The 12,409-nt window shown below is 39.7% G+C and carries 10 protein-coding genes and 3 pseudogenes; 4 read left to right on the forward strand and 9 right to left on the reverse strand.

The features are described from left to right. Positions 1–284: 284 nt before the first annotated feature. A complete protein-coding gene (locus tag ASE01S_RS02250; protein ID WP_067837621.1) occupies positions 285–1,610 on the reverse strand; it encodes a sensor histidine kinase in 1,326 nt (441 codons plus the stop codon). After that, positions 1,607–2,302 (reverse strand): response regulator transcription factor, encoded by a 696-nt coding sequence (locus ASE01S_RS02255; RefSeq protein ID WP_067837624.1) that lies wholly within the window; start codon positions 2,300–2,302, stop codon positions 1,607–1,609. The genes ASE01S_RS02250 and ASE01S_RS02255 overlap by 4 nt, the downstream gene beginning before the upstream one ends. Before the next feature lie 418 nt (positions 2,303–2,720). Between ASE01S_RS02255 and ASE01S_RS02260 the strand changes: the two genes are divergently transcribed. Beyond that, a complete protein-coding gene (locus ASE01S_RS02260; RefSeq protein ID WP_067837627.1) occupies positions 2,721–3,956 on the forward strand; it encodes a S1C family serine protease in 1,236 nt (411 codons plus the stop codon). Positions 3,957–4,132: 176 nt separating this feature from the next. Here ASE01S_RS02260 and ASE01S_RS02265 read toward each other — a convergent pair. Beyond that, positions 4,133–4,578: pseudogene (locus ASE01S_RS02265) on the reverse strand (GNAT family N-acetyltransferase). A gap of 774 nt (positions 4,579–5,352) precedes the next feature. Here ASE01S_RS02265 and ASE01S_RS02270 point away from each other — a divergent pair. Further along, the gene (locus ASE01S_RS02270) at positions 5,353–6,216 is read left to right on the forward strand and encodes an NAD(P)-dependent oxidoreductase (RefSeq protein WP_067837630.1); all 864 of its coding nucleotides are present in this window, start codon (positions 5,353–5,355) and stop codon (positions 6,214–6,216) included. On the opposite strand, the gene ASE01S_RS16430 is transcribed toward ASE01S_RS02270, so the two are convergent. Together ASE01S_RS16430 and ASE01S_RS02275 are read right to left on the reverse strand one after the other, a co-directional pair. Further along, positions 6,213–6,497: a LysR substrate-binding domain-containing protein gene (locus tag ASE01S_RS16430; RefSeq protein ID WP_083511991.1), complete on the reverse strand. Its 285-nt coding sequence runs from the start codon at positions 6,495–6,497 to the stop codon at positions 6,213–6,215. The two genes, ASE01S_RS02270 and ASE01S_RS16430, sit on opposite strands and share 4 nt — an antisense overlap. A 50-nt stretch (positions 6,498–6,547) precedes the next feature. After that, a pseudogene (locus tag ASE01S_RS02275) lies at positions 6,548–7,054 on the reverse strand (LysR family transcriptional regulator); the annotation flags it as partial. Positions 7,055–7,170: 116 nt separating this feature from the next. On the opposite strand from ASE01S_RS02275, the gene ASE01S_RS02280 reads away from it, so the two are divergent. Continuing rightward, positions 7,171–8,382, forward strand: a complete 1,212-nt coding sequence (locus ASE01S_RS02280; protein WP_067837636.1) for an MFS transporter — start codon at positions 7,171–7,173, stop codon at positions 8,380–8,382. A gap of 36 nt (positions 8,383–8,418) precedes the next feature. Here ASE01S_RS02280 and ASE01S_RS16435 read toward each other — a convergent pair whose 3' ends face one another. Together ASE01S_RS16435 and ASE01S_RS02285 are read right to left on the reverse strand one after the other, a co-directional pair. Next, a complete protein-coding gene (locus ASE01S_RS16435) occupies positions 8,419–8,646 on the reverse strand; it encodes a DinB family protein (protein WP_373277925.1) in 228 nt (75 codons plus the stop codon). 23 nt (positions 8,647–8,669) lie between these two features. Then, positions 8,670–8,966: pseudogene (locus ASE01S_RS02285) on the reverse strand (integrase core domain-containing protein); the annotation flags it as partial. Between the two features lie 622 nt (positions 8,967–9,588). Between ASE01S_RS02285 and trhO the strand changes: the two are divergent. Next, positions 9,589–10,560: an oxygen-dependent tRNA uridine(34) hydroxylase TrhO gene (gene trhO / locus ASE01S_RS02290; protein ID WP_067837642.1), complete on the forward strand. Its 972-nt coding sequence runs from the start codon at positions 9,589–9,591 to the stop codon at positions 10,558–10,560. 169 nt (positions 10,561–10,729) lie between these two features. Here trhO and ribH read toward each other — a convergent pair whose 3' ends face one another. Then, entirely contained in the window at positions 10,730–11,197 is a 468-nt protein-coding gene (ribH, locus tag ASE01S_RS02295; RefSeq protein WP_067837645.1) for a 6,7-dimethyl-8-ribityllumazine synthase, read from the reverse strand. Between the two features lie 12 nt (positions 11,198–11,209). Continuing rightward, entirely contained in the window at positions 11,210–12,400 is a 1,191-nt protein-coding gene (locus ASE01S_RS02300) for a bifunctional 3,4-dihydroxy-2-butanone-4-phosphate synthase/GTP cyclohydrolase II (RefSeq protein ID WP_083511993.1), read from the reverse strand. Positions 12,401–12,409 lie beyond the last annotated feature (9 nt).

The raw sequence follows: 12,409 nt of genomic DNA on the forward strand, positions 1-12,409 counted from the left end.
AACGTTAGTTGAACGAATCGGGCCGTTACTGGCTGTTGGATCTCCCACTTAGACATGCCCGTTCCCTTATTTCTTTAATTGGGAAGCTTACAAAAGCCCTTTATGAGGCGAGTAATCGCAGCCCCAGCCAGTTACTCTGCGATAAAACACGACTATAACCGAGTAATTATAGCATACTTTATTACAGAAAGTATATGTTTTTTTAAAAATGTTATTTAACAAAGTTTTTGCCACAACAAAAAATCGGGCGAGCATCCATGATGACTCTAACCCGATTTAATTATTCATATCTTCAACACAATGGTAAACCGAGCTCCCCCCATTGGAGAACGATCGACCCGAATAACGCCGTTTGAACGTTCAACAATTGCCCGGGATATCGCTAGCCCTAATCCTGTTTCGCCACCCTTTCCTTTAATAAAACGCTCAAACAAATGAGGCATTAACGCGTCATCAATACCCTCACCATCATCATCAATAGTGATATAAAGCCGCCCAGACTCCTGAGTCACTTCAATATACACCTTTGTTTTAGCGTGACGGATGGCATTCGTGACAATATTCATCATGGCTCTTAGCATTTTTTCCTGGTCTATTTTTATCACAGCATCTTGCTTAACCGTATGAAATAAGGCAATTTGTTGGTCTGTTGCCATAGGTAAGGCTCGATCTACTGTTGATTGAATTAATTCACTAATATAAAGTGAATGGACTTGATAAATGTTTTCATCACTATCTAACTTAGCTAACAAAATCATCTCATTAATTATTTTCTTTAATCGACTAATTTCAGCAACCATGATCTCCAATCCTTGGTCTGACTCTTCAGCTTCAAAAATACCATCACGAATTCCTTCAGCATAGCCTTGAATCGTCATCAATGGTGTCTTTAATTCATGGCTCGCATTTTGTAAAAATTGCTGCTGGGATTTCATATAACGCTGTAATTCCCGAGCCATTTCAATCACGCTTTCTTCAACTTCCTTGATTTCTCCAGTTGCTTTGACACGTTTGATATCATCAAATTGTCGTTTTTCGACTTTCTTTAATTGATATTTAAGCTGGGTCAACGGGGTAACCATTCGGTGTGTAAAGTAATGTGTCAAAATGATAATAACTAAAATCCCAACTAAAAAGACAATAATCAATTGGTTAAAGAAGCTTTGTTGAACCTCCTGTAGGTCATCTAAAGGGGTAAACAAGACAAGGTCTTGATTAACAATATTCGGATATATTCGAATGATAGAAACGACATAGTAAGTTTCCCCATCATACCAAAGCGGCTGCTCCTGCTGTGCTAAATCATAGGTTTTAACCCAATACTTAATGAGTTCAGGGTCAAGAGAGTCTTGATGATATCTAATTTGTTCCCGTTCACGATCATAGATAAACATATACAACCCTTCGTCTGTTAACCATTGTCCAAAACCAGCAGGAGCAAAATCACTATAGTATAATTGAACAATAATCTTCCCTTTTTCCTGTAACTGATTACGTTCATTTTGGATCAGTACATCCAGCAAGAGTGAATGGATGGTTACAGCAAGAATAGACATGGTAATAAACAGTAGTGTTGTGAATGCTAAGGTAAGCTGTGTTTGTAATCTCATTGATCTTCGCTCTCATCTCTTAATCGGTAACCAAACCCCCAAACAGTCTCAATAGGTAAACCATCGATTTTCTTTCTTAATCGTTTAACCAAATCATCAACAGCTCGATCACTACCGAAATAATCTTCCCCCCAAATTAATGTCAATAATTCTTCACGGGAAAAGGCACGGTTCTGATTCTGCACTAGATTACACAATAAATCGTATTCTTTAGCTGTAACCTCTACCTCTTTATTATGCCAAAATACACGACGGTCATTTGCTTTAACGATAAGCTCACCAGCTTTAAATTGATGTGTCGTCGTATCACCAATCGGTTGATATACCTGTGCCACACGTTTAAACAAACGTTTAACTCGGGCAACAAGCTCACGAGGACTGAATGGCTTCGTTAAATAGTCATCGCCTCCAAGCTCAAGCCCTAATATTTTATCTACTTCCTCATCTTTGGCAGAAATAATAATAATGGGGACTTCGCTCTCTTGACGTATTTTCTTACATAGCTCATACCCATCCATTCCAGGTAACATGATATCTAAAATCCACATATCTGGCTGTTGACCGCGTGTCAATTCCCATGCATCTTCTGCATTATCTGCTATGGAAACACGGTAGCCATCCTTCTTTAGGTAAGCTGAGACAATCTCACGAATATTCGGATCATCCTCAACAATAAAAATATGATAGGCCATCTCTAATGCCTCCTTTATTGCTATTTATTTTCCCATAATTAGAATCGGTTGACTAGCTAAAAAACTTCCATACTTTTTTTACAATTATACCGAATTATTGCCTATTCTGCTCGTTATAATATCCATATAAACTGAAGCCTTCGTTCAGTGGGGTTTCGGCGCATAGGGTGTGCTCGTGCAGACGTTGCGACACGGCGTCGCGAACTTAGTCAGCTTCCTCTCTCCCCACTGAACGTTAGTTGAACCAATCGGGCCGTTACTGGCTGTGTGGATCTGCTACTTAGACATGACCTGTTCACTTTTTTCTTGTAGTGGAGTCTTACAAAAGCCCTTCGATGGGGCGAGTAATCGCGGCCCCAGACAGTTACACTGCGGTAAATCCGATATCACGACAAATTTTTTGAAAGGAGTGGCTCGTATGTCAGAATTTAATGAGTATCATGATCAAGAGTACAATAGACAGGAGGAGCAACACGTAGAGGAAAAGTTAAATCCATCATCTCCTAACCGTTCTAAGCCAAGCGCAATGGCCCTTTGGTTAAGCGGGATTACTGGCGGTCTTACTGTTGCGATCATTGGATTCCTGTTGCTTTTCTTCGGTATTATACCGAAGGAAACAGACAATGAAAATCATCAAGCAGATCAAGCCACCACTCAAAATTTAATTCAAACATCGACAGCAGGTGATGATATCTCGACAGATGTATTGAGTAACGTTGCTGAAGCAGTTGTTGGAATAGCCAATATTCAAACAGCAGATTTATGGTCAGAAAGTACGTCAGGGTCTGGATCTGGTGTTATTTATAAAGTTGAAGAAGATCGTGCTTATGTTGTAACCAATCACCATGTTGTAAGTGGAGCTAATGAGCTTGAAGTGATCTTAACAGACGGTGAACGAGTAGAAGCTGAATTACTTGGCTCAGATGAGCTCACTGATTTAGCTGTACTTAGTATTGATGCAGCTCATGTTGACACAGTTGCAACCTTTGGTAGCTCTAGAGACTTAATTGTTGGTGAAACAGCTATTGCGATTGGGAATCCACTTGGAACAGAGTTCGCTGGTACCGTCACAAAGGGAATTATAAGCGGACTCGATCGAACACTAGACGTAGATTTAAATAACGATGGTATACCAGATTGGACGGTTGACGTTATTCAAACAGATGCGGCAATTAATCCAGGTAATAGCGGTGGAGCATTGATTAATAGTGCCGGTGAGGTTATCGGGATCAACTCAATGAAAATTGCATTAGGGACAGTAGAAGGAATTGGCTTTGCGATTCCAATTGATGAAGCTCTACCTATTATTGAACAGCTTGAAGCTCATGGTTCAATAGAGCGGCCTTTTATGGGAATTAGTGCGATTGATTTTTCTAACGTACCACAACAGCATATTCAGCAAACACTTCATTTAGATCCAAATGAAGTCAATAGCGGAATTGTTGTAGCTGAAGTTCAAGAAGAGTCAGCTGCTAAGGAAGCAGGATTAAAGATATACGACGTTATCACGGCTATTAATGGAGAAGCCATCCATAACATGATGGACCTAAAGCAGTACTTGTATCGCGAGACAGCGGTAGGCGATACCATTACCATATCCTATTATCGTGATGGTGTTGCTCAAGAAACCTCTTTGACACTAAGAGGAGAATAAGTTCATCCATTAGGAAACTCCCCTTTCCTAATCGATTTTATATAGATGCTATCGAGTGATAGCTCGTATATGGATTGATCTACTCTACCCAATACTCCATATCAATCCATATACAACAGTGCCCAGTCCGCATGTGACTGGGCATCCTTTTTAGTATTTAAGTCTGAGATCTTTGATCAGCAATAGTCTCTCACCATATCCACGTGAGGAATGCCATCTTCTAAGTAGTGGTCTGTCGCTTCTTTAAAACCAAATGATTGGTAAAAATCGAGCAAGTACACCTGTGCGTGAAGTTTAATTTGGTCTTGTTGCCAATCCTCTGTGATAACCTCTATCGCTTTTGCTAGCAATTCTCGACCATAACCATTTTACGATAAGACTCCGCTACAAGAATTCGTCCAATTGATGCCTCATCATACAGCACGCCCTGTGGTATTAGCCGTGCATAAGCTACAATCCTGTCACCCTCCCGCTTAAAGAGGTGGGTACAGTTTGGATCAATACCATCCACCTCCGGATAGGGACAATTTTGTTCAACAACAAACACCTGTACTCTAGCCTGCAAGATTAGATAAAGCTCTGTTAACGAGAGCTGGTCAAAGCTCTTGATCTTCCAATTCATTTATATCCCCCTTATTCCATAAAGTGAAACTTCGTTCAGTAGGAGGTTGGACGCATAGGATACTCGTGCAGACGTTGCGAACTGAGTCAGCTTCCTCTCTCCCCCATTGAACGTTAGTTGAACCAATCGAGACGTTTACTGGCTGTTGGATCTCTCACTAGACATGACGTGTTCCCTTATTTCTTGTAGTGGAGGTTTTACAAGAGCCCTTCGATGAGGCGAGTTATCGCAGCCCCAGCCAGTTACACTGCGATAACATATCAACATGCCAAATATCATAAACTAAATATGGCTCTGATATCTTTTTAAAGCCAAATGACTGATAAAACTTCGCCAGGTACGCTCTGCCTGAATCTTGATCACAGGCTTATTCATAACGTTAATCCAATGATAAAGGCCCTTTTCTAATAACGCTTTTGCATATCCTTCGCCTCGCTCACTTGGGTCACGGTTCCCCTTCCAAAAGAAGCTTGCTCATAAATGTATCGCTCTTAGCTTGGCCATTTGATACCATTCTATTGTGGAAAGCTCGTGGAACGATTTAATTTGCCATTCTAACAATGACCACCCCTTTATTCGATCCTGTTATCTTTCTGCAAGCTTGTCGTATCAGCTTGCCCGTAACCATCGACTGTATATAGACAAGCTTTTCTCCCGATAAACTGATTTAGGCTCTAGAAAGAAGTTTGAGCTATATTTAAATCTGGGGTATGACTGTCTATTAAACTGCGTTAAAATGATCATAACAAATTTTAATAGGGATGTGGTATTGAAATGACTACAATCGGATTTATTGGAACAGGGGTAATGGGTAAAAGTATGGCCTTGCATTTATTAAGAGCCGGACATGACATCCACGTCTATACACGTACAAAGGCGAAAGCTGATTCATTAATTGATGCCGGTGCGACATGGCATGACAGTGTTACTGAATTAGCTCATGCTGTTGATGTGGCGATTACTATTGTGGGCTATCCTAGTGATGTTGAAGAAATATATTTTGGACCGAATGGGTTAATTGAAAATGCGAAACCCAATACGCTATTAATTGATATGACTACCTCAAAGCCAAAGTTAGCAGAAAGAATTGCCGAAGCAGCCAAACAGAAACAGCTTATGGCTTTAGATGCCCCTGTATCAGGTGGGGACATTGGAGCAAAGAATGGTACGCTCGCGATCATGGTAGGTGGAGAAAAGCAAGCTTACCAGTTAGCACTCCCATTATTGAAAATGATGGGCGAAAAAATTGTTTATCAAGGACCAGCAGGCTCTGGCCAGCATACTAAAATGTGTAATCAAATCACGATTGCTACAAACATGATTGGCGTGTCTGAAGCGATCGCATATGCAAGAAAAGCGGGATTAGACCCTAATCTAGTACTAGAAAGCATCTCAACTGGAGCTGCCAGTAGTTGGTCACTATCCAACCTAGCGCCACGAATCATTGCCGGTGATTTCAAACCTGGTTTTTACGTCAAACACTTTATTAAGGATATGACCATTGCGCTTGAAACAGCAGAAGAAATGGGCTTAGCCACTCCAGGCTTAAAATTAGCCTTATCCCTTTATCAAGAACTTGCCGAAGCTGGTGAAGAAGATAGTGGCACACAAGCTCTGATCAAATTATTCTCAAGCTAATGATGGATCAAGTCTGTTAGAGCCATTTCTACAAAAGCTGCAACTTGGGGTAATGCTAACGCCCCACCTTCGGTTATTAGCCAAGTAGGACGAACAAAGGGTTGATCAGCTATAAATAAGGGTGTGATTTCAAAGTCATCAGCATTGAGATCGCGAATAACTGTTTTGGGTAAGACACTTCTCCCAACACCATGGACAACCATCTGTTTGCAGGTTTCAATTTGATCGACCGCAACAATCTGAGGTGGTGTTGTAAAATATTCTCTGCGCCACGTTTGAATAAGCGTTTGATAGTTTTGTCAGCTTGGTGTTCAATAAAGGGTTTAGATTTAGCCATACGTTTATCTGCTACTAAATATAATGGGTCATCAAAGAGCTTAATAGCTTGCTTATTGTTTGAGCTTTGTCCTCTCGTAATTCTAACATGATATTGTCCTTGGGCGATTTCATCACTAACACCCGTCATTAGATTAATCTTAACGAGTGGATAATTCTTCATATATTGATTTAGTAGTGAGGGGAGTATGTATTGACCAATTACTGAAGACCCCCCTAATGATAGCGTGCCGGAAATTTCCCCTTTTAATTGAAGAATTTTTTCTTTTAAAAGCTGCTCTTGTCTTAAATAATCTTGGGTAAATGCCAGCACCTCTTCTCCTATTGGTGTTGGTATTAACCTTCTTGGGGTACGAAGAAAAAGTTGATGCCCCCAGTCGCGTTCAATCTGTTGTAAACGTTGGCTAACGGCAGGCTGTGAAATAAACAGTGTCTCAGCCGCTGCTCGAACTGTTCCTTGCTTAGCTAAAGTGTAAAGTAAAGTAAAATCATCTATTTTCACTTTTGGCCCTCCATGATATAAGTTTTTCTTATCATAATATATAATTTATATATAATTTTTTTATATCAGAAACATCTCTATACTATAACATATCACGAAATAAGGGGTATGTTATGATGAGTATTTATCTATCAATCTTAGCCAGTTTCTTTTTCGGTGAAACAGCTAGAACTATTTATTTAGTCACGATCTCCTGGCTATTGTATCAGATGACTGGCCGAGCGGAATATACTGGTTTACTTGTTGGTTTAGGATTTCTTCCGAGCCTGCTGACAAACCTCTATCTGGGTGCCATTATTGATCGATTTTCCAGAAAAAAATTAGCCTTATTTGCTTTAATCGGCCATATCCTATCGATTTGTCTTGTTTATATCGCACTGACGATGCTCCCTTTTTTCCCTTCGTTAATCTTGACTATCCATATGTTCCATCAATTGATGGGTACCCTGTTTAGAGCAACGATGCAGGCACATTGTGCAAAATCATTTCCGAGCAGACAGCTCACTAAGGTGATCGCTTACACAAATACCTTTACTGAGCTTGGTGCGCTATTAGGGGCCAGCTTAGGTGGTCTAATTATTAAGACATTAAACGTAAATCTGGTAATAACCACGATGATTTGTCTATACATAGCTACACTATTCACGTTGCTAATGATCAAAGAGCATAAAGAACCTCAAGTGCTAAAAGGGAAAAATCGAAATATTCATCTTGATCTTTTTGAAGGATTGCATTATCTCTTTCGTCACCGCCATTTATTCCGGCTATTCAGCTTAACTATGGCAGGGCAGCTAGTTCTCCATACAAGTATCGGTTTTTTATCCGTATACACAATTGAGCAAATGGGGCATTCTTCAATCATTTATGGTTTTTTGGATGCCTTAATTTCAATCGGGGGAGGGATGGCGGGGTTGACGGGCATCTGGTGGTTCAGACAAAGAAGGCAGTTCCATACAGCCTCTGCTCTTATTATAACTGGTTTCGGATTACTGATTTTAGGCTTATCCAGTACCCCGATAGCGGTAATATGTATCGGTGTATTTTTAATCGGTCTAAGTACAACGTGGATCCGAATCGTACTACAGTCCACACAGCAAATTTTAACCGATAAAGCGTATCATGGCAGAATGTCAAGTTATCGCATGACAATTAACCACTTGTCCATTGTTATAGCTGCACCACTATTAGGTTGGCTAGCAGAGGTATATAGTGCGGCTTCCGCTTATCTATTCCTACTTATTCCAGTATCCATTGCCTTATTCATTGCTTTACAACCTAAAACTTTAGCATTACTAAAGCAAGCTGTTCAGCAGAGTTTTTTATCATAATCACATATTATCACCCAGCGTTGGTTTTAATTGCCTTTAGGCTGTAACTGAAAAATCCTTAAGAGATAGCTTTTGATTATGTTGGTCTTGGTCAGGGAACTCTGGTAAATCAACACCTTCATCCATATATGGTATCATCTGTTCTAGATTAAATTTATCCCAATAATATAGATGCCCCACAATTTGTATGACTGACCATTTTCCTTCTTTAATAGGTTGGCAAAGACTTGCTTCTGGATCTATGTCAATATCTTGGACACAAATAGTTTAAGTTTTCAATGATATTTTTAGCCAGCATTTCGGCAGAAATTTTCTGCTTCTTGTGGCGTCATGTAATTTATACTGCCATGAATTCTTTTGCGATTATACCAACCTTCAATGTATTGAAATAATGCTATTTTTGCTGAGTATTCATCTAAATACTGAACATGGTTTACTTCTTCTTTCTTTAAAATGGCATGGAATGATTCAATGCATGCATTATCGTAGGGACTACCTTTATAACTAAATGAATGCGTCATATTAAACGTTTCAATTAAATTGGCGAATTCATCGCTTGTATATTGACTACCAAGGTCTGAATGAAACCATCTTTCTGAAATCATCATTGTAACGTTTACCGTGTTTTTGATTTGACATTGGACACAACCTCCTAGTAATAATCTTAAAGACTTAACTACGTTGTGTCCATGAAACTATACTAGCATCATTCAGATACTTTTTTTAATGGCTTGATTGCTTCAATTAAACTTTCAAATTGACTTAAAGTTTTATTAGTCAAGTTATTATCCTCCTATCATTTTAATAGAATCTTTTCATTTATAGTAATCATATACTAAAGCCCACCAATAAGAAAGCGCTAGCTAATCACGTTTCTGTTGATTGGAACTTAAATACTTTTTTCAAATTTAACGTTGTATTTAGACTATAACTATTCCTAGAGTGCAGCTGGAAACCTGTTAAAGGCTTTTGATAAAACCGCTTTAGGAAATACTGATTTTGAAGTATAGAATGTTTCATGTTGCTTAGATTAAACTTAAAATTAGTATTTGCTCCTTTACGTTAGGGTAACCATAAAGTAATTCAGAATATTAACCAAAAGGTTGAAAAAGTATATAAAGTTCCTTATAATATTGTAGTGCAAGAGACTCATGACTACCCCTACATCCGTATCTTGCAAATACGATCGAATAGGTGGTTATTAAAATGAAAAAATATCGCGTATTGTTATACTACAACTACGTAGAAATGCATGACCCAGAGGGCTATGCCAAAGAGCATAAAGCATTCTGTGAATCATTAGGACTTAAAGGCCGCATTCTCGTGGCTGAAGAAGGGATAAATGGGACTGTTTCTGGAACTATTGAAGCGACACAGGCTTATATGGATGCCATGCATGCAGATCCTCGCTTTAGCAACATGCCATTCAAAATTGACGAAGCAGATGGACATGCCTTTAAAAAAATGAAGGTGAAGCCTCGTCCTGAGCTCGTTACACTTCGTTTAGGTGATGAAGATATCAATCCAAAGGAAGTCACAGGAAACTATCTTGACCCTAAAGAATTCTTTGAAGCAATGCAAAAAGAAGATACTGTTGTCATTGATGCTCGTAATGATTATGAATATGACCTTGGACATTTTCGTGGTGCTGTTCGTCCTGATATTCGTACTTTCCGAGAGCTACCTCAGTGGATTGAGGCACATAAAGAAAAATTTAAAGGAAAACAGATTTTGACTTACTGCACAGGCGGGATTCGTTGCGAGAAATTTTCTGGTTGGTTGATCGAAAAAGGCTTTGAAAATGTCAACCAGCTTCATGGGGGAATCGCAACTTATGCCAAAGACCCTGAGGTTAAAGGACAGCTTTGGGATGGGAAAATGTATGTGTTTGATGAACGTATTAGCGTTCCGATTAATCAGGTTGAGCATGTCGTGGTTGGTCAGGATTACTTTGATGGTAGCCCTTGTGAACGCTATATTAATTGTAGCAATCCCGACTGTAATAAACAGATTCTATGCTCAGAAGAAAATGAAGCAAAATATTTGGGTGGTTGCTCATCAGAGTGCCGAACTCATCCACGTAATCGTTATGTAATCGAGCATAATCTTTCAGAAGATGAAGTTAAGACACGTTTAGCAAAGATTGCTGAAGAAGAGAACACCAATAAAGCGATCTAAGGTTATCCTTTTACCTTGCTAGAGAATTTATTGTTTAAAAAAACATTTCAAAAGGGGCGTTAAGAAGATCATGACTTCTTAACGCCCCTTTAGTGTATTTTCTTATGACTCTATGTCAGATATCATTCTCAATACTGGGAAATAACATCGATTGGTACGAGGTCTTATTTTAAGCTAAATTCTTAATTAAATCAGCCATTTCAATTGCAGTAATAGCTGCTTCAGCCCCTTTATTCCCAGCTTTTGTGCCTGCTCGCTCCACTGCTTGTTCAATCGTTTCGGTGGTTAATACACCAAAAATAATCGGAACTCCTGTTGAGATAGAAGCATTCGCTATCCCTTTAGCGGCCTCATTACATACATAATCGAAATGCGGTGTTGCACCTCGAATCACGGTTCCAAGCGTAATAACAGCATCATAGCGCCCTGACTCCGCCAATGTCTTTGCTATTAATGGCAACTCAAATGCGCCTGGCACCCAAGCAACTGAAACATTCTCTTCTTCTACACCGTGACGACGCAGTGCATCCTCCGCACCACTTAATAACTGGCGTGTAATAAATTCATTAAATCGTCCTACTACAATAGCGATGTTAAGTCCTGTCCCGACTAGGCGTCCTTCAAATGTTTTTTTCATAATCTCTCTCCTTTAACCCTTTAATAAATGACCAAGCTTAGACTTCTTAGTCGCTAAATATTTTTCATTATTTTTGTTGGCTTCAATTTGAATGGCTTTACGATCAGTTACGTTTATTCCATACTCCTTCATGCTCGTCATTTTTCTTGGATTATTGGTCAGCAAGATAATTTCTTCTGCACCGAGATCACGTAAGATTTGAGCACTAATCGCGTAATCACGTAAGTCATCGGCAAATCCCAACTGATGATTAGCTTCTACAGTATCGAGGCCCTCTTCCTGTAAGCGATAGGCCTTTAATTTATTGATTAAGCCAATTCCTCTCCCCTCTTGACGCATGTAGACTAAAATTCCAGTACCAGCCTGCTCAATATCCCGTAAGGCTTGCTCAAGCTGTGGGCCACAATCACAGCGCTGAGAACTAAACACATCACCTGTTAAACATTCAGAATGAATTCGAACAAGCGGCGTATCGCCTGGTTGAATTCTACCTTTAATTAGTGCCACATGCTCCTTGCCTGTCACTTTCTCTGTATAGGCCACTAATTTAAAATCGCCATATTCAGTCGGCAAAGCAATGTCAATTTCTTTTTCAATCAACAGATCATGACGCTTGCGATAGTTAATTAGGTCTTGAATTGTAATAATTGGCATATGCTCTTTTTCAGCCAAAGCCTGAAGTGAGGGTAAGCGAGCCATTGTCCCATCCTGCTCGATAATTTCACAAATGACTGCAGCAGGTACTGAACCTGCTAATCTTGCTAGATCAACAGCTGCTTCTGTATGACCAGGACGAGTCAGCACACCAAAGTCCTCAGCTATTAAAGGAAAGACATGACCAGGACGCTTAAAATCTGATGCGACAGCCTCCTCCTTAATTAATGCCTGAATGGTTTCAGATCGCTCAAACGCACTAATACCTGTCTGCGTATCAACGGAGTCGACACTGACCGTAAATGCTGTACCATGTGAATCGGTATTATGCTGTACCATTGGTTCTAGCCCTAAAAATGCCGCTCGTTGTTTAGTTATAGGCGTGCATATCAGACCCTTCCCCTTGGTTGCCATATAATTGATTGCTTCAGGGCTGGCATGTTCCGCCAATATGACAAAGTCCCCTTCATTTTCCCGATCCTCATCATCAACAACAATAATCATTTCGCCTTGACGTAGTGCTGTTAATGCTTGTTCAATCGTATTCAATTCGATTAC

Source organism: Amphibacillus sediminis NBRC 103570 (assembly GCF_001552275.1).
Classification (GTDB): domain Bacteria; phylum Bacillota; class Bacilli; order Bacillales; family Amphibacillaceae; genus Amphibacillus_B; species Amphibacillus_B sediminis.